This window comes from Tepidimonas sp. HKU77 (genome assembly GCF_049728535.1).
Lineage (GTDB): Bacteria > Pseudomonadota > Gammaproteobacteria > Burkholderiales > Burkholderiaceae_C > Tepidimonas.
The window spans coordinates 592,031-610,125 of record NZ_CP187300.1 but is presented as its reverse complement, the minus strand read 5'-3'; the positions used below and the strand labels follow the sequence as shown (position 1 = coordinate 610,125).

Sequence of the window (18,095 nt, the reverse complement as noted above, 5' to 3'; positions counted from 1 at the left end):
GGGGGTCAGCCCAGCAGGGTTTGGGCGACGATGTTGCGCTGTACCTCGTTGCTGCCGCCGTAGATGGTGGTCTTGCGCATGTTGAAGTAGCGCGGCGCCAGCGGGGCAAGCGACGCATCCGCCGCGTCCACCGGCAGGCCGCTCAACGCCGGCTCCAAGTAGGGTAGCGCCATCGGCCCGGCTACGAGCAGCATCAGCTCGGTCAGGCGCTGCTGGATTTCGCTGCCGCGGATTTTGAGCAGCGCGGCGATGTCCAGCGCGGGCTTGCCGCTGCGCTCGGCGGCCAGCACCCGCAGCACCAGCATTTCCAGCGCCACGATATCCACCTCCAGCTGCGCGATGTGGTCGCGCAGACGGGCGTCGTCCCAGACCCCTTCGGCTTGCGCCAGGCGCTTCAGGCGCTTGAGCTCGCGCTTGCTGCGGTTGATGTCGGCGATGTTGGCGCGCTCGTGCGACAGCAGATATTTGGCGATCGTCCAGCCCTGGTTTTCTTCGCCGATGCGGTTGTCCACCGGCACGCGCACGTTGTCGAACCACACCTCATTGACTTCGTACTCACCATCCAGCAGCCGGATGGGGCGCACGGTCACGCCCGGTGACTTCATGTCGATCAGCAAAAAGCTGATGCCGCTTTGCGGCTTGCCTTCGGCGCGTGTGCGCACCAGGCAGAAAATCCAGTCGGCGTGCTGGGCCAGCGTGGTCCAGGTTTTCTGGCCATTGACGACGTAGTGGTCACCCACGCGCTCGGCGCGTGTGCGCAGGCTGGCCAGGTCGGAGCCTGAGCCCGGCTCGCTGTAGCCCTGGCACCACCAGACGTCGCCGCTGGCGATGCCGGGTAGAAAGCGCTGCTGCTGCTCGGGCGTGCCAAAGGCCATGATGACCGGCGCCACCATCACCGGGCCGAAGGGCAATATGGGCGGTGCACCCGCTTCGGCCAGGGCCTCATCGAACAGGTGCTGTTGCACCGGCGACCAGCCCGGGCCGCCGAAGGCGCGCGGCCAGCGGTACGCCAGCCAGCCTTGCCGGCCCAGGGTGCGTGCCCAGCCCTGGATCTCGTCTTTGCTCAGACGCAAGCCAGCGAGCACCTTGGCGGCCAGGGCCGGGTCGAGATGGGCGTCGATCCAGGCCCGTACCTCGTTGCGAAACGCCCGCTCTTCGGGCGTGAACGCCAGCTCCATCGCGTTGTCTCCTCTGCCGTGTGATGACCGACTTTATGCCGCAAACGCCGCACCGTACCTGTCGGACGGGTGACAGCGCGCGGGCCGCGCCCGGCGCCGCCCGCGCAGGCCACTTCTACCGCCTGCCGGGCGCAGCGCTGGGGTGGCTCGGGCTGCGCGCGCCGTTACACTGTCGGCATGGGTGTGAGCACACAGCACGAAGCGCGGCCGCCGCGGCCGCTGCTCATCTTGATCTCCGGCACGGGCTCGAATATGCAGGCCATCGTGCGCGCGGCGCAGGCGCAGCGCTGGCGCGAGCGCCATGGGGCGTTCGTCGCCGCCGTCATCAGCAACCGGCCCGACGCCAAAGGGCTGGCCTGGGCGGAAGGGGAGGGCCTGCCGACCGCGGTGGTGGACCACAAGGCCTACCCCAGCCGGGAGGCGTTCGACGCCGAGCTGGCGCGCACCCTCGATCGCTTCGACCCGCTGGGCAACGCGCTGGTCGTTCTGGCCGGCTTCATGCGCATCCTCACGCCGGATTTCGTGCAGCGCTATGCGGGGCGCATCGTCAATATCCACCCGTCGCTGCTGCCGGCCTTCCCCGGCTTGCATACCCACCGCCGCGCCATCGAGGCCGGTTGTCGCTTTGCCGGCGCCACCGTGCATCTGGTGACGGCCGAGCTGGACCACGGCCCGATCCTGGAGCAGGCGGTGGTGCCGATCCTGCCCGGCGACACTGCCGAGACCTTGGCCGCACGTGTGCTCACGCAAGAACACCTGATCTATCCGCGCGCCATCGAGCGTTGGTTGCGCGGTGCTGGCGCCTGAACGCACCGCTGGCGCCTGAACGCATCGCTGGCGCCTGAAGTCCATTGTCTGGCGTCATCGGTGATCGCCCAGGCGCGCCGCATCCGGCACAGTGGGGGTCTCGTTTGACCCCTTGTCGTTGGAGCCGTTTGCATGTCCGCCACAGGCCGTCTGTTGACTCGCATCGGGGCCGCTGCCGCCCTGACCCTACCCCTGACCCTGCCCCTGGAGGCAGGGGCGGTGACGAGCCCCATTCCGCCAGCCGTCACCCGTTACCTGACGCTGCCCCACGGCCGGATCGCCTATGACGATACCGGCGGATCCGGGCCGCTGGTGCTGGCCATCCCCGGCATGGGCGATTTGCGCCACGAATACCGCACCCTGCGGCCGTTGCTGTGGCGTGCCGGCTACCGGGTGGTGACGATGGACATCCGTGGTCACGGTGAGTCGTCGGTCGCGTGGGACGACTATTCGGCTTACGCCATCGGGCACGATGCGCTGGCCCTGATCGCGCATCTGCAGGCCGGCCCGGCGGTGATCCTGGGCAACTCGTTCGCCGCCGGCTCGGCACTGTGGGCCGCGCACGAGGGGCCGGCGTCGGTCACGGGTGTGGTGCTGCTGGGGCCCGTGGTGCGCGACGGCGAGCCGCCGTGGTGGGCGCGGGCGGCGGTGGCCGTCGGCTTTGCCGGGCCATGGCGTACCGCGTTTTGGTTGGCGTTTTGGGATAGCCTCTTTCCCCTGCGCAAGCCGGATGACCACGCGCAGGCGCACGCCGCCCAGCGGGTCGCCACCCACGGCGTCCTGAGCCCCGGGCACGTCGGTGAGGTCGATGTAGGCCTCGTCGATGCCGCGGTCCTCGATCTGCGGCGCGATCTCGGCCACCGCCGCCTTGAACAGTCGCGAGTAGCGACGGTACTCGTCGAAGTCGGTCGGCAGCAGCACCACCTCGGGCGCGAGCGCCGCGGCCTTCATGAGGCCCATGCCCGAATGCACACCCAGCGCCCGTGCCTCGTACGTGGCGGTCGTGATGACACCCCGTCCCGCGTACTCGACCAGCCGAGCGTAACGGCGGGTGCCGTCGGCCAGCAGCTCGGGCTGATGCCGGTGGCCGCCGCCGATCACCACCGGCTGACCGCGCAGGTCCGGGTAGCGCAGCAGCTCCACCGACGCGTAGAAGGCGTCCATGTCGAGGTGGGCGATGTAGCGGGGCATGGGAACGGGGCGGGAACAGCGGCCGGGACCGTGTCGCCCAGGCGCGGGGCTCAGTGTGTCAGCAGGGTGTCCAGGCGGTCGAGGGGGCTGTGCACACCGCCCCCGCCCACCTTCAGCACATGGGTGTAGATCATGGTGGTGCTCACGTCCGAATGGCCCAGCAGTTCCTGCACGGTGCGGATGTCGTAGCCGGCCTGCAGCAGGTGTGTGGCGAAACTGTGGCGCAGGGTGTGGGGTGTGGCCGCCTTGTGGATACCTGCTGCCTGCAATGCGCGTTTGAAGGCGCGCTGGAACGTCTGGTCGTACAGGTGGTGGCGCCGCACCACGCCGCTGCGCGGGTCCACCGCGTGCTGTGCCTGCGGAAACACCCAGAACCAGGGCCACGAGGCGCCGGCCCGGGGGTACTTCCGGGCGAGCGCATCAGGCATTTCCACCCCGCCGCGGCCGGCCTGCCGGTCGGCCACCCACAGGGCATGGGCCCGGGCCAATTGCTCGCGCAACGGTTGCTCCAGCGTGCGCGGCAGCATCAGCACGCGGTCCTTGCCGCCCTTGCCGTCGCGCACCACGATGGCCCGGTGGGCAAAGTCGAGGTCTTTCACCCGCAGGCGCAAGCCCTCGGTCAACCGCATGCCGGTGCCATAGAGCACCTGGGCCAGCAAACGGTGCTCGCCCTCCATCAACGCCAGCACGGCGGCCACCTCCTGCGCCGAAAACACCACCGGCAGCCGCCGCCGCGGCTGCGGCCGGGCGATGGTGTCCATCCAGGGCAGTTGCACGCCCAGCACCTTCCCGTACAAGAACAGCAGCGCCGACAACGCCTGCCGGTGGGTGCTGACCGACACCCCCCGCTCGCTCGCCAGCCAGGTGAGAAAGGCTTCAACCTCCGGCCCACCCATCTCGGCCGGGTGACGCAGCCGGTGAAACCGGATGAAGGCGCGGCACCAGTACACATAGGCCTCTTCGGTGCGCAGGCTGTAATGCAGGGCGCGGATGCGCTCCCGCAGTTGATCGAGCAGCCGCGTCGATTTCAACGGCGGCAGTGCCTCACCGCGCCGTGGCGGCCTGCCCGCCGCCGGATGGGTTTCATGCATCTTGTTCTCTCCCTTGGGGCCCCCTTTCGGGGGGGGGGGTTGCCAACGCCCGCGCGCACAGGTAAAGTGCGTGGTACGAACGTTGCGCCAATTTGCATGAAATTTAGTACTGTACAAACATCCAGTCAATGCCTGGAAACGCAGGCTGGGCGCGGCTTTACGCCCGATCGAGCCGCCGGTGTTAGGGAGACAGCCGTCGGTGTTATGCAGCAGTTTTGCTCCCTATAACACGTTAGGCGTCACATCTGACCACCTGTTCACCTCCGCGTACCGATGAAAACACGAACAGCCATCCTGCTTGTTGCAACCCACCTAGCCGTAGCGGCAGCTGGCTTTGCTGGAGGCATCTACGCGCTGCCAATCCTCACGGCGCCAGCCCCACCAACGATGGACGAGATCAAAGCAGCTACTGGGCAAGCTCTGTTCTCAGGAGAGTTCAAACGTGAGCTCAAAGACAGCGACGCGCTGCATTGGGGCGAAGGCACCGTCACCATCGGGTCTAGCTCCATATCCTTCGTAGGAAAACTAGCACCGGGGCCAGACTACAAGCTCTACCTTTCACCCGAGTTTGTGGAAACCGAGTCAGACTTCAACCGCCTGAAGAACCAGATGGTTCGAGTAGGCGACGTGAAGACCTTCGAGAATTTCGTGGTCACAGTTCCTGGCGGCATCGATCCAGCCAAGTACAGCGCTGTTATTGTCTGGTGCGAGAGCTTTGGGCAGTTCATCACTGCAGCAAAGTACAGGTAGTGCAAGGTGCCGCCTAACCCCTCGGTCAAGCTGAGCACCAACGGCAGGCCACCAGGCCCGAGCCACAGGTACGGTGTACATTTTCTGTGGCTCGGGCCTGGCGTCCTGCCGTTGGCGCCAGCTTACCTCGAACGTTAGGCCGCATGGGCTTCCTGATCAGTGGAGTAGCTCGCATCGTGGCGGATCACGTGCTCCGGCTCTTTTCTGCACTGGCTCGCGGTTGCGCCCGGATGGTGTCGCGGCAGCTGGGCACCGTGGCTTCCTTGCTCCAGACAGCGTTTCCCGCGGCTTCTTCGCCGGGCGCCCGGTTCTGGTCGGATCTCGGGCCGTGGCGCTGGGGCGCTCTCGTCTACCCATTGCTGTCGCGCCGCGCTACAGTGCGGCCTAACAGTTCATTCAAGCCGACGCCGCTTCGCGGCGCGGCTTAATTCAGGCGTTGGGCATTAAGGAAAAGTTAATGGCAATCCGAATCTTCGCGATACTTTTCTCCATTTTTTCTCTTGCCACTTTCGCGCATGCGCAAGAAGGCACGCTAGAACGTTCTGACTGGAGGAAGTTTTTCAGCGAATTTCAAGCCAAAGGCACGATAGTTGTGGCAGACGAACGCCAAGCGGATCGTGCCATGTTGGTTTTTGATCCTGTGCGATCGAAGAAACGCTACTCGCCTGCATCGACATTCAAGATACCTCATACACTTTTTGCACTTGATGCAGGCGCTGTTCGTGATGAGTTCCAGATTTTTCGATGGGACGGCGTTAACAGGGGCTTTGCAGGCCACAATCAAGACCAAGATTTGCGATCAGCAATGCGGAATTCTACTGTTTGGGTGTATGAGCTATTTGCAAAGGAAATTGGTGATGACAAAGCTCGGCGCTATTTGAAGAAAATCGACTATGGCAACGCCGATCCTTCGACAAGTAATGGCGATTACTGGATAGAAGGCAGCCTTGCAATCTCGGCGCAGGAGCAAATTGCATTTCTCAGGAAGCTCTATCGTAACGAGCTGCCCTTTCGGGTAGAACATCAGCGCTTGGTCAAGGATCTCATGATTGTGGAAGCCGGTCGCAACTGGATACTGCGTGCAAAGACGGGCTGGGAAGGCCGTATGGGTTGGTGGGTAGGATGGGTTGAGTGGCCGACTGGCTCCGTATTCTTCGCACTGAATATTGATACGCCAAACAGAATGGATGATCTTTTCAAGAGGGAGGCAATCGTGCGGGCAATCCTTCGCTCTATTGAAGCGTTACCGCCCAACCCGGCAGTCAACTCGGACGCTGCGCGATAAAACCGCGCAGCGCCGGTTACTTCAACGTTAGACATCATGAGGGAAGCGGTGACCATCGAAATTTCGAACCAACTATCAGAGGTGCTAAGCGTCATTGAGCGCCATCTGGAATCAACGTTGCTGGCCGTGCATTTGTACGGCTCCGCAGTGGATGGCGGCCTGAAGCCATACAGCGATATTGATTTGTTGGTTACTGTGGCCGTAAAGCTTGATGAAACGACGCGGCGAGCATTGCTCAATGATCTTATGGAGGCTTCGGCTTTCCCTGGCGAGAGCGAGACGCTCCGCGCTATAGAAGTCACCCTTGTCGTGCATGACGACATCATCCCGTGGCGTTATCCGGCTAAGCGCGAGCTGCAATTTGGAGAATGGCAGCGCAATGACATTCTTGCGGGTATCTTCGAGCCAGCCATGATCGACATTGATCTAGCTATCCTGCTTACAAAAGCAAGAGAACATAGCGTTGCCTTGGTAGGTCCGGCAGCGGAGGAATTCTTTGACCCGGTTCCTGAACAGGATCTATTCGAGGCGCTGAGGGAAACCTTGAAGCTATGGAACTCGCAGCCCGACTGGGCCGGCGATGAGCGAAATGTAGTGCTTACGTTGTCCCGCATTTGGTACAGCGCAATAACCGGCAAAATCGCGCCGAAGGATGTCGCTGCCGACTGGGCAATAAAACGCCTACCTGCCCAGTATCAGCCCGTCTTACTTGAAGCTAAGCAAGCTTATCTGGGACAAAAAGAAGATCACTTGGCCTCACGCGCAGATCACTTGGAAGAATTTATTCGCTTTGTGAAAGGCGAGATCATCAAGTCAGTTGGTAAATGATGTCTAACAATTCGTTCAAGCCGACCGCGCTACGCGCGGCGGCTTAACTCCGGCGTTAGGGGTTACGCATGAAAGACATCGTGCTACTGCTAAGCTCGTTTGCTGGCGGCTTGTTCCTCGGCTACTTAACAGCCATCCTCACCTTCTTCGTATGGGGGCTAGTTGTAGGGTTCCGGACGATTGCATAGATCCTTCGCGTCGTGCACTCTTCGTTAGTCGCGCAGTGATGCGAGAGCTGATCGACAACCTCCGGAGCGCTCAACCATGATTATTCGCCTACACAAAAACGCCACCACAACCCCCGCCACCCGCGCCTACATCCAGTCCTCGTCCTTGTCGGTTGCGGCCTTGGCAGCCGAGTTGGGCGTATCCGAAGACACCATCCGCCGCTGGAAGCGTCGGGACTTTGTGGAAGATCGCCCGCATACCGCGCATCGTTTGCAGACGACGCTCACCCCGGCGCAGGAGCTTTTGGTGGTGGAGCTGCGCAAGACCCTCCAGCTACCCCTTGACGATCTGCTGGTGGTCACACGGGAGTTCATCAACCCCCGGGCCTCACGTTCTGGGCTGTATCGTCTGCTCAAGCGCCATGGCCTATCCCAACTGCCCAGTGAAGCCAAGGATGCGCCTGCTTCCAAGCCATTCAAGACCTACATGCCGGGCTACCTGCACATCGACGTCAAGTACCTGCCGCAGATGCCCGACGAACATCAGAGGCGTTATCTCTTCGTCGCCATTGACCGCGCCACCCGTTGGGTCTTCATCCAGATTAAGCCAAACAAGACCGCAGCCGCGGCCAGAAGCTTCCTGAAGGCCTTGCACAAGACCTGCCCGGTCAGAATCACGCACATCCTCACCGACAACGGCAAGGAGTTCACGGATCGCCTCTTCGCCTCAGGCGCGCGCGCACCGTCCGGGAAGCACGAGTTCGATCAGCTCTGCCAGGCCCTTGGCATCGAGCATCGCCTCACCAAGCCCAGACACCCTCAGACCAATGGCATGGTCGAACGCTTCAACGGCCGTATTGCCGAGGTCCTTGCCACCCATCACTTCAACAGCGCCGAGGACCTCGAGACTACCTTGACCCGTTATGTTTGGCTGTACAACCATCATTTACCCCAGAAGGCAATCGGACACATAACACCTCTGGAGGCCTTGAAAAAGTGGTACGCTCAACGCCCCGATCTTTTCATCTTCAAACCACGTAATCGTCCGGGACCTGACAGCTAGTCAAGGAAGGCTTCGAGGCTCCAGGCCAAATGGCAATTCCAGCAATTTTTCTACTTGCAATATTCGGCACTGCGCTAGGTTACCTAACGGTTTTCGTGTTTCAGAGTTGGCCGGTATTCATCGGCGCAGCTATTACCTTTGCTCACGGGGCTCGCCCACTATTCCGCTCGGAAGAAGTCGATGATCAAACACAAAACCCCTAACTGGCCGCTCCAGCCGACCGTCAAAAAGCTGCGCTTTTTGCCGTCGGCTGAGCTTTCACGTTAGATGCCAGATTTGGCGTTGCGTATGCTCACAGAAAATCGATAGCCGCAAGACTGTTTTTGGCAACTCATAGCCACTACTATTTCTCCTTCATGCCGTAGAGGAGATTGCACGTGAAGAACTGGCTCTTTCTGGCTATTGCAATCTTTGGTGAGGTCGTCGCAACTTCCGCACTGAAGTCCAGCCATGGATTCACCAAGTTAGTTCCTTCTGTTGTAGTTGTGGCTGGCTACGGGCTTGCGTTCTATTTCCTCTCTCTCGCACTCAAGTCCATCCCGGTCGGCATTGCTTATGCTGTTTGGGCTGGCCTCGGCATCGTACTTGTGGCAGCTATCGCTTGGATCTTCCATGGCCAGAAACTAGACTTGTGGGCGTTCGTTGGCATGGGACTTATCGTTAGTGGCGTCGCCGTTCTAAATCTGCTATCCAAGGTCAGCGCACATTGACCGGGCTGGCATCTAACAATTCATTCAAGCCGACGCCGCTTCGCGGCGCGGCTTAACTCAGGTGTTAGATGCCAGATTTGGCGTTGCGTATGCTCACAGAAAATCGATAGCCGCAAGACTGTTTTTGGCAACTCATAGCCACTACTATTTCTCCTTCATGCCGTAGAGGAGATTGCACGTGAAGAACTGGCTCTTTCTGGCTATTGCAATCTTTGGTGAGGTCGTCGCAACTTCCGCACTGAAGTCCAGCCATGGATTCACCAAGTTAGTTCCTTCTGTTGTAGTTGTGGCTGGCTACGGGCTTGCGTTCTATTTCCTCTCTCTCGCACTCAAGTCCATCCCGGTCGGCATTGCTTATGCTGTTTGGGCTGGCCTCGGCATCGTACTTGTGGCAGCTATCGCTTGGATCTTCCATGGCCAGAAACTAGACTTGTGGGCGTTCGTTGGCATGGGACTTATCGTTAGTGGCGTCGCCGTTCTAAATCTGCTATCCAAGGTCAGCGCACATTGACCGGGCTGGCATCTAACAATTCATTCAAGCCGACGCCGCTTCGCGGCGCGGCTTAACTCAGGTGTTAGGCGCTTGGTGCGCGGCGTAGTTCTTGCTTGCTTTGCACCATAACTCTCGGAGCAGCCATGAGCAGTCAGCGCGTATTCAAATCAAGTGACCACATGCAAGTAAGCGACGGTGAGCCGATCCGCTCCGTTGTCCAAGAGTCTGAACATTCAGTGATCGTCGCTTGGCACGTTGAGCCGGGACAAACGATAGCTGCGCATACGCATCCAGAAGGCCAAGATACCTGGACAATTCTGTCCGGTCACGGCGATTATCAAATCGACGAACAAGGCAACACCGTTGTGGTCACATCAGGCGATGTTGTCGTAGCCAAACGAGGCCAAGTGCATGGCGTCACTTGCACGAGCAGAGAACCATTGCGTTTCATTTCCGTAGTCGCACCATTCGAAGCAGGTTATGTTCTTCTTCCACCACGCGCGCGGGTTGACACGTGAAGTGCAACACTCAAAGCTTCAGGTCGAACTACTATGAAGACCTTCCACTCCGCGCAGCCTAACTGTTAGTTCAACGTGGACGCCAACAGCGGCCATGCCTTCGGCATTTTATTGGCCGCTGTTGGTGCCCTGCGCCCTTCGGGCTCCGGCGCCAGTTAACTCGTTCGTTAGGGGCTCTATGCCGTTTTGTGTGGAAACGCTTCGCGTCATGTCGGCATGGCTGGCGCGAACGGACTGGCCGGCAGGTGCTTGAGCTTGGACATGCGTAGGTGTCAGGTCCCGGACGATTACGTGGTTTGAAGATGAAAAGATCGGGGCGTTGAGCGTACCACTTTTTCAAGGCCTCCAGAGGTGTTATGTGTCCGATTGCCTTCTGGGGTAAATGATGGTTGTACAGCCAAACATAACGGGTCAAGGTAGTCTCGAGGTCCTCGGCGCTGTTGAAGTGATGGGTGGCAAGGACCTCGGCAATACGGCCGTTGAAGCGTTCGACCATGCCATTGGTCTGAGGGTGTCTGGGCTTGGTGAGGCGATGCTCGATGCCAAGGGCCTGGCAGAGCTGATCGAACTCGTGCTTCCCGGACGGTGCGCGCGCGCCTGAGGCGAAGAGGCGATCCGTGAACTCCTTGCCGTTGTCGGTGAGGATGTGCGTGATTCTGACCGGGCAGGTCTTGTGCAAGGCCTTCAGGAAGCTTCTGGCCGCGGCTGCGGTCTTGTTTGGCTTAATCTGGATGAAGACCCAACGGGTGGCGCGGTCAATGGCGACGAAGAGATAACGCCTCTGATGTTCGTCGGGCATCTGCGGCAGGTACTTGACGTCGATGTGCAGGTAGCCCGGCATGTAGGTCTTGAATGGCTTGGAAGCAGGCGCATCCTTGGCTTCACTGGGCAGTTGGGATAGGCCATGGCGCTTGAGCAGACGATACAGCCCAGAACGTGAGGCCCGGGGGTTGATGAACTCCCGTGTGACCACCAGCAGATCGTCAAGGGGTAGCTGGAGGGTCTTGCGCAGCTCCACCACCAAAAGCTCCTGCGCCGGGGTGAGCGTCGTCTGCAAACGATGCGCGGTATGCGGGCGATCTTCCACAAAGTCCCGACGCTTCCAGCGGCGGATGGTGTCTTCGGATACGCCCAACTCGGCTGCCAAGGCCGCAACCGACAAGGACGAGGACTGGATGTAGGCGCGGGTGGCGGGGGTTGTGGTGGCGTTTTTGTGTAGGCGAATAATCATGGTTGAGCGCTCCGGAGGTTGTCGATCAGCTCTCGCATCACTGCGCGACTAACGAAGAGTGCACGACGCGAAGGATCTATGCAATCGTCCGGAACCCTACACGTAGGTAGTCGGCCCTGCAAAATTCATCTCGCGGCGCCGACGAGAAGCGCCGGACGTGCAAGAGTAGCGAGTCGATTCGCGGACGCTGCGAGCGCTGACAGCAGCCAAAGCGAGCGCAAAAAGGCTGGAGCAATGCCCCGCCGGGCGATGGCACGCAGCAGCCAGCGGATGTTGAAGCCGGCTGCGCACAACACCGCATGCAGCGCGTCACCCTCAGCGCCCTTGAGCCAGCAGCGCTTCATGCCGTGATCGTGCTTGGCATGCCCGATGGCCGGCTCGACCGCCTGACGCCGCTTCAGCCAGCGCCGCTGGCTGCGCGTGAGCGAGCGGCTCTTGCCGCGATGGATCAATGTCACCGCGCCAATGTGGGCATCCGCCCCCCGGTAGCCCAGGTCGACGATGGCCGTGTGCGGCTTGACGCCCAGCTCCTGCAGCAAGACGGTGGTCTGCTCCAGTTGCTCGGCCAGCGTGTGGCCGTCGTAGGGGTTGCCCGGCAGGCTGCGCGCACCGACCATCAAGCCCTGTTTGGCCGTGACGGCCACGCTGACCTTCACGCCGAACTCGTAGGGCTGGCGGGCCTTGCCCTTGCCGATGCACTCGACCTGCGGCGCATGCAGCGCGTACAGCTTGTGCTTGTCCTTGGGGCGCTGCGAGCGGATGCGCTCGGCGCGCTCCAGCCATGGCTGCAGGCGATCACGCACGTCTTGCGGCGCTGCCAGCAGGCGGCGTTGCACGTCGCGCAGCACGCGCCCGAGCACGGTGCGCTGGCGCTTGAGCACCCGGCGCAGCCGCTTGAACTGCTTGGCGTGCGCATAGCCGCCGGCACGCCGGCGCAGGCTGCGGCCCTCGCGCTCGAAGGTCTGCTTCAGCCGCAGCCCGGCGCGCTGCGCCAGTTGCACCACCTTGGCCCGCGCCACTTCCAGCAGCCGGCTGTCGGTGGGATAGGCCACCGCCTTCTCCTGCACCGTGGTGTCCACGATCACACGCTGCAGTTCGCTCTTGCGCACCACCTGCATCTGCACGGCCGCCTCGATCGTCTTGGCCAGCAACTCCTGCACGCCGGCCTCGCCCAGCACCCGCCTGAAGCGCCCGATCTGCGTGGCATCGCACGGCAGGCGTGGCTCGTAGTACTCCTGCCCGCTGAAGAACTGCCACACCACGTTCTCGGCCCAGCGCTCGACCACGGCCTGGTCGCTCAGGCCATAGGCGTGCTTGAGGTACAGCAGCGACACCATCCAAGCGGATCGCCAGGCGCGGGCGGCCTGCCGCGCTCACGCCTGCGCCGACCACCTGCAGCGTGGGGCCGAACAGGTCTGTACCTTCGATGCTGCGCCCGCGCCGGTCCTTGCGCGCCAGCAGCGGCGCCACGCTCGCTTCGATCTGCTGCCACGGCATGCGCGTGGCCAGCACCGCCAGCGGGTGGCGCAGGTCGATCATCTGGTCCAGTCGGGCGCGGAAAAAGTCCGGCGTGCTCATCGAAATCCCTCTCCAAACTCCCAGAAATTCGCATCGAGCCGATTCATCTTCGGGAGTTCCAACCCCGCAACATCACCTCACCAACTCAGTGTCCATGCGGCTTCAGGGCGTTTTGCAGGGCTGACGAATTCCACTGCATGTCGGCTGGGGCGGACGCTCGGGTCGGCAAACCGGTGTTCGATGCGCGTCACCGTGCCCTCGGGCTGGATGTCGAACGTGGCCACATCGTGCAGCAGCCGGTTGTAACGCGCCAGCCGCTGCAGGGCTGTGCCCAGATCGGCGCCGTGCGCACCGCATAGTCCAACACCTGGAACATCCCGGGACGGATCGCGGCGGCCACATGCAGACCGAAAGCCGGGTCTGCGCTGCGCTGCGCCGCCTCGTCCCACAGGCGCGTCTCGACCGTCAGCGGTATGCGCGCGTCGGGGTCGTGCAGCCAGGCGGGGTCGAAGCCGGCCGCAGCCATGAGCCCGTCGGCTGCCACACCGCGCGCCGCAGCTGCGGCCACGATCATGGCGCCCATGCGGGCAGACACCGTTGCAGAGGGGGACGCCGCGGTCGCGGCGGAATGCTTCATGATTGAAAATCGACCACGGCGAAAGCAAAGAACCCCATCCGGCAGCGCCAGCCGGCAGGAATCTATCGTTATGACACCTCATCTCCCAGGTCCGACCAGTGCGGCCGTTGTTGCCGCACATGTTCCACCCCGCACCCAGCCATCGCTCTATCCGCCACCGTTTGCGGCCCGCATGGCCGGCCGGGTCAAGCGCGCGCTGGGCGATGTGTTCGGGCTCAGGCGGTTTGGTGTCAACCTCACCGAACTGGCGCCTGGTGCGCTGTCGTCGCTGCGTCACGCGCACAGCCATCAGGACGAGTTCATCTACATTTTGCAAGGCTACCCCGTGCTGCGCACCGACGCTGGCGACACGCCGCTGGCTCCCGGCATGTGCGCCGGTTTTGCCGCGGGGCGTGGCGATGCGCACCAGCTCTTCAACCCGACGGCCGAGACGGTGATCTATCTGGAGGTCGGCGATCGAACCCCGCAGGATACGGTGTACTACCCCGACGATGACCTACGAGCCGTGCACATCGACGGGCGCTGGGTTTTTACCCACAAGGACGGCCGACCCTACTGAGGTCGTGTGCCGATCCCCCGTGACCCCGAAAGCGTTTCATGCCCACCATCACCCATCCCCGTGATTTCACCGCCGAGCGCGCTTGGGGGGCCCTCCAGATCGCCCAGCTCGACGGCGTCACCGTGCGTCTGCACTGGACCGATGCACCCTACCACTGGCACGTCAATGACGGTTCGGAGGTGTTCACCGTGCTCGACGGTCGTGTCGAGATGCGTTGGCGCGAGGCCGGCCAGGAGCGCTGCACGCTGCTCGCGCCGGGCGATATTTTCTTTGCCGAGACGGGCTGTGAGCACGTGGCCCATCCGCAGGGGCCAGCGCGCATCCTGGTGGTGGAGCGAGCCGGGTCGGTATAAGCGCCGAGACGATCGGATCGTCAGGGCCAGCGTCACCGAATCGGGTAGCGGGTCAGCGCACGGCGTACGCTACCGCGCCCACCACCACCAGCGCCACGATGGCCCAGCCGACGCGGTCGATATGCCGCCGCAGTTGTGCCTCCATCCGCGCGCCCCCCCAGCGCAACAGGGCCGCCACCAGGAAGAAGCGCGCCCCACGTCCGACCAGCGAGGCCAGCGTGAACGGTAGCACCGCCATCGACAGCGCGCCGGCCGCGATGGTGAATACCTTGTAGGGTATGGGCGAGAAGCCGGCCACGAACACCGCCCACACGCCCCACTGGCCGAACCAGGCCACCGCCTGTTGGTACGCGGCCGCGTAGCGACTGGCCAGCAGCCATGGCTCGATGGCGGTGAAGGCAAGCGCCCCGATGCCGTAGCCGATCAGGCCGCCCAGCACCGAGGTCCACGTCGTCAGCCAAGCCAGCCGCCAGGCTGCCTGCGGCTGCGCCAGCACCATCGGCGCCAGCATGACGTCGGGCGGCACCGGAAAAAACGACGACTCGGCGACGCTGATCGCGGCCAGGTAGCGCGGCGCGTGCCGGTGCCGTGCCCAGCCCAGCGCGCGGTCGTATAGCTGCCGAAACATTGATGCCATAAAACGCTCACCAACAAGAGGCCATTCCTGCGCGCCTTCACGCGTGGCCGTGAAAAACCAGCCCCGCGTGCTCGCGCATCGCGTGGAAGCGGATCTTGGGCCAGTTGCTCTCCACCGCCCGCAGCGTGGCAGCGTGATCGAGCAAGATGGCCGGCGCCTCCACCGCATCCCAGGCCATGCGGTGGACGTTGGCGTCGATGAAGCGCTTGAGTTCCGCCTCGCCGCCGTTTTCCGGCGGGCAGGTCACCCAGCGCACCACGTGGTAGGGGCTGGCGCCGATACGCGCCTTGACGCCGTACTCCGTCTCCAGCCGGTGCTGCACCACCTCGAACTGCAGCTGCCCCACCGCGCCCAGCAGCAGAACCGACCCTGCCATCGGCCGAAACACCTGGATCGCGCCTTCCTCGCCCAGTTGCTGCAGCCCCGCCTTGAGCTGCTTGGTGCGCAGCGGGTCGGCCACCTCTACGCTGCGAATGATCTCGGGCGCGAAAAACGGCAGCCCCGTGAACTGCAGCGCCTCGCCCTCGGTGAGCGTGTCGCCCAACTGCAGCAAGCCATGGTTGGGAATGCCGATGATGTCGCCTGCGTAGGCCTCCTCCAGCAGTTCGCGCCGTTGCGACAGGAACGACACCACGGTGTTGGGCTTGAACTCCTTGCCCGTGCGTGTGATGCGCAGCTTCATGCCGCGCTCGAAGCGCCCGCTGGCCACCCGCACGAAGGCGATGCGGTCGCGGTGTGCCGGGTCCATGTTGGCCTGAATCTTGAACACCACGCCACTGAATTTGGGCTCGGTCGGCGCCACCTCGCGCTGCAGCGCCGGTTTGGGCCCAGGCGGCGGCGCCAGCTCCACCAACGCGTCCAGCACCTCCTTGACGCCGAAGTTGTTGATCGCCGAGCCGAAGAACATCGGCGTCTGCGTGCCGGCCAAAAATGCCGCATGGTCGAAGGCCGGCGTGGCGCCTTCGACCAGCTCCAGCTCGTCGCGGGCCTGCTGCCACTCCAGGCCATAGCGCTCGGCAATCGCCGGGTTGTCACGGCCAGCCAGCACCTCCTCGTCGCCGCCGCGACGGTCCTCACCCGCCGTGAAGACGCGCATTTGATCGGTGCGCCGGTCCCACACCCCGTGGAAGCGCTTGCCCATGCCCACTGGCCAGGTGAACGGCACCACCGTCATGCCCAGCTCGCGTTCGATCTCATCGAGCAGGTCCAGCGGTGCCTTGACCTCGCGGTCCATCTTGTTGATGAAGGTCAGGATCGGCGTGTTGCGCGCGCGGCAGACCTGCAGCAGCCGCCGCGTCTGCGGCTCGACCCCGTTGCCAGCATCGATCACCATCAGCGCTGCGTCCACCGCGGTGAGCACACGGTAGGTATCTTCGGAAAAATCCTGGTGGCCGGGGGTGTCGAGCAGATTGATCACGCAGTCGCGGTACTCCATCTGCATGACCGAGCTGGCCACCGAAATGCCGCGCTGCTTTTCGATTTCCATCCAGTCGCTGGTGGCATGACGCGCGGCCTTGCGCGCCTTGACGCTGCCGGCAATGTGGATGGCCCCCGAAAACAGCAACAGCTTTTCGGTCAGCGTGGTCTTGCCCGCGTCGGGGTGGGAGATGATGGCGAAGGTGCGGCGCCGCCGCACCTCGGAGGCGATGTCTGGCATGGGCCGCGATTATCCCGCAGCGCTGGGCGACAATCGCGGCCATGTCGCGATCGTCTCGCCCATCGGCACGCCCGCCGGTCTCGGCCTCGCCCCTGGCGCTGGCCGCGCACCTGTTGCAGCAAACGCTGCAGTTTCAGCAGCCGCCCGACGCCTTGCTGGCCCACGCCATGCGCGGGCCGTCGCGGCTGGGCGCACGCCTGCGCACGGCCGTGGCCGACGCGCTCTTTGCCGCGCTGCGTGACTTGCCGCGCTGGCATTGGCTGGCCGCCCACGTGCGCGGGCGGGCGGCGACGCCGCTGGACGTCGCCCAATGGCGCCAACAGCCCGGCTGGTGCGAGGACATCGTCCGGCTCGCCTGGCCGTCGGCGGCGCTGCCTGCGCTGGCCGAGGCTGACGCGCATGCGGCCGCGGACGTGCAGCAGTGGCAGCAGCAGGTGGCGGGCGTCGATCTGGCGTCGGCGCCCGAGTCGGTCCGCCTCGGCCTGCCGCCGTGGCTGCTGCAACGCCTGCACGAGGTGGTGGGGGATGAGCGGGAGGCGCTGGCGGCGGCGTTGCGCCAGAGCGCCCCACTGGATTTGCGCGTCAACGCCCTGCGCGCCAAGCGCGCGGCCGTGCTGGACGAGCTGCGAGCGGCCGGCCTGCCCGCCGAGCCTACCCCGCACGCGCCCTGGGGCATCCGCCTGCCCCTGCGCGCGCCGCTGCAGCGCTTAGATGCGTACGCGCGTGGCGCCGTCGAGGTGCAAGACGAGGGCTCCCAACTGATCGCCGCGCTGGTGGGCGCGCGCCGGGGCGAGACGGTGGTCGATTTTTGCGCAGGCGGCGGCGGCAAAACGCTGGCGATGGGCGCCGACATGCGCGACACCGGGCGGCTCTACGCCTTCGACTCCGTGGCCGCGCGCTTGCAAGCGCTGCCCGAGCGCGCCCGCCGCGCGGGCCTGACCCAGGTGCACACGATGGCGCTGGCGCACGAGCACGACGAGCGGCTGTTGCGGTTGGCGGGCAAAATCGACCGCGTGCTGGTGGACGCGCCTTGCAGCGGGCTGGGCACCGTGCGCCGCCACCCGGAACTGTTGTGGCGCCACACCCCGGCTGCGGTGAGCGAGTTCGCCGCGCTGCAGCAGCGCATCCTGGCATCGGCCGCGCGGCTGGTGCGCCCGGGAGGGCGGCTGGTGTACGCCACCTGTAGCCTGTTGCCAGAGGAAAACGAAGCCGTGGCCGAGGCGTTCGAGCGTGCCGCGGCGGGGGACTTCGTGCCGCTCGAGGCTGCGCCGCTGCTCGCGCAGGCGCGTGTCAACGCCCCGGATGGGTTGGTGCAGGGGAGGGTTCTGCGCCTGTGGCCGCACCGCCACGGGACGGACGGTTTTTTTGCCGCGGTCTGGCAGCGGCGCTGAGCGGTGCGTTGTCGGCCGCGCATGGGGCGCA

16 protein-coding genes and 3 pseudogenes are annotated in these 18,095 nt (G+C 63.8%); 12 read left to right on the top strand and 7 right to left on the bottom strand.

Going from position 1 to position 18,095, the window contains the following annotated elements; genetic code table 11:
- Nucleotides 1-5: 5 nt before the first annotated feature.
- Nucleotides 6-1,178 (bottom strand): acyl-CoA dehydrogenase family protein, encoded by a 1,173-nt coding sequence (locus ACPP3B_RS02875; RefSeq protein ID WP_424859650.1) that lies wholly within the window; start codon nucleotides 1,176-1,178, stop codon nucleotides 6-8.
- Nucleotides 1,179-1,355: 177 nt separating this feature from the next.
- Between ACPP3B_RS02875 and purN the strand changes: the two genes are divergently transcribed.
- Both purN and ACPP3B_RS02865 read left to right on the top strand, forming a co-directional pair.
- Nucleotides 1,356-1,985 carry a phosphoribosylglycinamide formyltransferase gene (gene purN / locus ACPP3B_RS02870; protein WP_424859649.1) on the top strand — a complete coding sequence of 210 codons (630 nt, stop codon included), beginning with the start codon at nucleotides 1,356-1,358 and terminating at the stop codon, nucleotides 1,983-1,985.
- Between the two features lie 132 nt (nucleotides 1,986-2,117).
- Nucleotides 2,118-3,305: an alpha/beta fold hydrolase gene (locus tag ACPP3B_RS02865; protein ID WP_132963360.1), complete on the top strand. Its 1,188-nt coding sequence runs from the start codon at nucleotides 2,118-2,120 to the stop codon at nucleotides 3,303-3,305.
- On the opposite strand, the gene ACPP3B_RS02860 is transcribed toward ACPP3B_RS02865, so the two are convergent.
- A complete protein-coding gene (locus ACPP3B_RS02860; protein ID WP_132963361.1) occupies nucleotides 3,227-4,267 on the bottom strand; it encodes an integron integrase in 1,041 nt (346 codons plus the stop codon). The two genes, ACPP3B_RS02865 and ACPP3B_RS02860, sit on opposite strands and share 79 nt — an antisense overlap.
- A 273-nt stretch (nucleotides 4,268-4,540) precedes the next feature.
- Here ACPP3B_RS02860 and ACPP3B_RS02855 point away from each other — a divergent pair, with 273 nt between their 5' ends.
- From ACPP3B_RS02855 to ACPP3B_RS02825, 7 genes and pseudogenes are all read left to right on the top strand, one after another.
- Entirely contained in the window at nucleotides 4,541-5,017 is a 477-nt protein-coding gene (locus tag ACPP3B_RS02855; RefSeq protein ID WP_145867884.1) for a DM13 domain-containing protein, read from the top strand.
- A 457-nt stretch (nucleotides 5,018-5,474) separates the two neighbouring features.
- Complete coding sequence (locus ACPP3B_RS02850) at nucleotides 5,475-6,302, top strand: oxacillin-hydrolyzing class D beta-lactamase OXA-2 (RefSeq protein ID WP_001007673.1); 828 nt, start codon at nucleotides 5,475-5,477, stop codon at nucleotides 6,300-6,302.
- A gap of 36 nt (nucleotides 6,303-6,338) precedes the next feature.
- Nucleotides 6,339-7,177, top strand: a pseudogene (locus tag ACPP3B_RS02845) (AadA family aminoglycoside 3''-O-nucleotidyltransferase).
- 217 nt (nucleotides 7,178-7,394) lie between these two features.
- Nucleotides 7,395-8,360 carry an IS481 family transposase gene (locus ACPP3B_RS02840; RefSeq protein WP_424859648.1) on the top strand — a complete coding sequence of 322 codons (966 nt, stop codon included), beginning with the start codon at nucleotides 7,395-7,397 and terminating at the stop codon, nucleotides 8,358-8,360.
- A gap of 377 nt (nucleotides 8,361-8,737) precedes the next feature.
- Nucleotides 8,738-9,070 carry a quaternary ammonium compound efflux SMR transporter QacL gene (qac, locus tag ACPP3B_RS02835; RefSeq protein WP_000800531.1) on the top strand — a complete coding sequence of 111 codons (333 nt, stop codon included), beginning with the start codon at nucleotides 8,738-8,740 and terminating at the stop codon, nucleotides 9,068-9,070.
- 178 nt (nucleotides 9,071-9,248) lie between these two features.
- Nucleotides 9,249-9,581: a quaternary ammonium compound efflux SMR transporter QacL gene (qac, locus tag ACPP3B_RS02830; protein WP_000800531.1), complete on the top strand. Its 333-nt coding sequence runs from the start codon at nucleotides 9,249-9,251 to the stop codon at nucleotides 9,579-9,581.
- 125 nt (nucleotides 9,582-9,706) lie between these two features.
- Nucleotides 9,707-10,081: a cupin domain-containing protein gene (locus ACPP3B_RS02825; protein WP_339584963.1), complete on the top strand. Its 375-nt coding sequence runs from the start codon at nucleotides 9,707-9,709 to the stop codon at nucleotides 10,079-10,081.
- A 271-nt stretch (nucleotides 10,082-10,352) separates the two neighbouring features.
- Here the strand turns inward: ACPP3B_RS02825 and ACPP3B_RS02820 are convergent.
- The 3 genes and pseudogenes from ACPP3B_RS02820 to ACPP3B_RS02810 form a co-directional block, all read right to left on the bottom strand.
- A pseudogene (locus ACPP3B_RS02820) lies at nucleotides 10,353-11,312 on the bottom strand (IS481 family transposase); the annotation flags it as partial.
- Nucleotides 11,313-11,437: 125 nt separating this feature from the next.
- Nucleotides 11,438-12,890 (bottom strand): annotated as a pseudogene (locus ACPP3B_RS02815) (IS5 family transposase).
- Between the two features lie 187 nt (nucleotides 12,891-13,077).
- The gene (locus ACPP3B_RS02810) at nucleotides 13,078-13,467 is read right to left on the bottom strand and encodes an AraC family transcriptional regulator ligand-binding domain-containing protein (RefSeq protein WP_132963668.1); all 390 of its coding nucleotides are present in this window, start codon (nucleotides 13,465-13,467) and stop codon (nucleotides 13,078-13,080) included.
- Between the two features lie 172 nt (nucleotides 13,468-13,639).
- Here ACPP3B_RS02810 and ACPP3B_RS02805 point away from each other — a divergent pair, with 172 nt between their 5' ends.
- A complete protein-coding gene (locus ACPP3B_RS02805) occupies nucleotides 13,640-14,026 on the top strand; it encodes a cupin domain-containing protein (protein WP_279388356.1) in 387 nt (128 codons plus the stop codon).
- Nucleotides 14,027-14,064: 38 nt separating this feature from the next.
- On the top strand, nucleotides 14,065-14,379 hold the full coding sequence (locus ACPP3B_RS02800) for a cupin domain-containing protein (RefSeq protein ID WP_132963670.1): 315 nt from the start codon (nucleotides 14,065-14,067) through the stop codon (nucleotides 14,377-14,379).
- 52 nt (nucleotides 14,380-14,431) lie between these two features.
- Here ACPP3B_RS02800 and ACPP3B_RS02795 read toward each other — a convergent pair whose 3' ends face one another.
- Complete coding sequence (locus ACPP3B_RS02795; protein ID WP_132963671.1) at nucleotides 14,432-15,016, bottom strand: YqaA family protein; 585 nt, start codon at nucleotides 15,014-15,016, stop codon at nucleotides 14,432-14,434.
- 37 nt (nucleotides 15,017-15,053) lie between these two features.
- Nucleotides 15,054-16,673: a peptide chain release factor 3 gene (locus ACPP3B_RS02790; RefSeq protein WP_424859647.1), complete on the bottom strand. Its 1,620-nt coding sequence runs from the start codon at nucleotides 16,671-16,673 to the stop codon at nucleotides 15,054-15,056.
- Nucleotides 16,674-16,714: 41 nt separating this feature from the next.
- Between ACPP3B_RS02790 and ACPP3B_RS02785 the strand changes: the two genes are divergently transcribed.
- Nucleotides 16,715-18,064 carry an RsmB/NOP family class I SAM-dependent RNA methyltransferase gene (locus tag ACPP3B_RS02785; RefSeq protein WP_424859646.1) on the top strand — a complete coding sequence of 450 codons (1,350 nt, stop codon included), beginning with the start codon at nucleotides 16,715-16,717 and terminating at the stop codon, nucleotides 18,062-18,064.
- The last annotated feature ends 31 nt before the right edge of the window (nucleotides 18,065-18,095 follow it).

Coding starts and splice junctions, on each gene's coding strand:
- ACPP3B_RS02875 (WP_424859650.1), bottom strand. CDS start 1,178: ATGGAGCTGGCGTTCACGCCCGAAGAGCGGGCGTTTCGCAACGAGGTA.
- purN (WP_424859649.1), top strand. CDS start 1,356: ATGGGTGTGAGCACACAGCACGAAGCGCGGCCGCCGCGGCCGCTGCTC.
- ACPP3B_RS02865 (WP_132963360.1), top strand. CDS start 2,118: ATGTCCGCCACAGGCCGTCTGTTGACTCGCATCGGGGCCGCTGCCGCC.
- ACPP3B_RS02860 (WP_132963361.1), bottom strand. CDS start 4,267: ATGCATGAAACCCATCCGGCGGCGGGCAGGCCGCCACGGCGCGGTGAG.
- ACPP3B_RS02855 (WP_145867884.1), top strand. CDS start 4,541: ATGAAAACACGAACAGCCATCCTGCTTGTTGCAACCCACCTAGCCGTA.
- ACPP3B_RS02850 (WP_001007673.1), top strand. CDS start 5,475: ATGGCAATCCGAATCTTCGCGATACTTTTCTCCATTTTTTCTCTTGCC.
- ACPP3B_RS02840 (WP_424859648.1), top strand. CDS start 7,395: ATGATTATTCGCCTACACAAAAACGCCACCACAACCCCCGCCACCCGC.
- ACPP3B_RS02825 (WP_339584963.1), top strand. CDS start 9,707: ATGAGCAGTCAGCGCGTATTCAAATCAAGTGACCACATGCAAGTAAGC.
- ACPP3B_RS02810 (WP_132963668.1), bottom strand. CDS start 13,467: ATGAAGCATTCCGCCGCGACCGCGGCGTCCCCCTCTGCAACGGTGTCT.
- ACPP3B_RS02805 (WP_279388356.1), top strand. CDS start 13,640: ATGGCCGGCCGGGTCAAGCGCGCGCTGGGCGATGTGTTCGGGCTCAGG.
- ACPP3B_RS02800 (WP_132963670.1), top strand. CDS start 14,065: ATGCCCACCATCACCCATCCCCGTGATTTCACCGCCGAGCGCGCTTGG.
- ACPP3B_RS02795 (WP_132963671.1), bottom strand. CDS start 15,016: ATGGCATCAATGTTTCGGCAGCTATACGACCGCGCGCTGGGCTGGGCA.
- ACPP3B_RS02790 (WP_424859647.1), bottom strand. CDS start 16,673: ATGCCAGACATCGCCTCCGAGGTGCGGCGGCGCCGCACCTTCGCCATC.
- ACPP3B_RS02785 (WP_424859646.1), top strand. CDS start 16,715: ATGTCGCGATCGTCTCGCCCATCGGCACGCCCGCCGGTCTCGGCCTCG.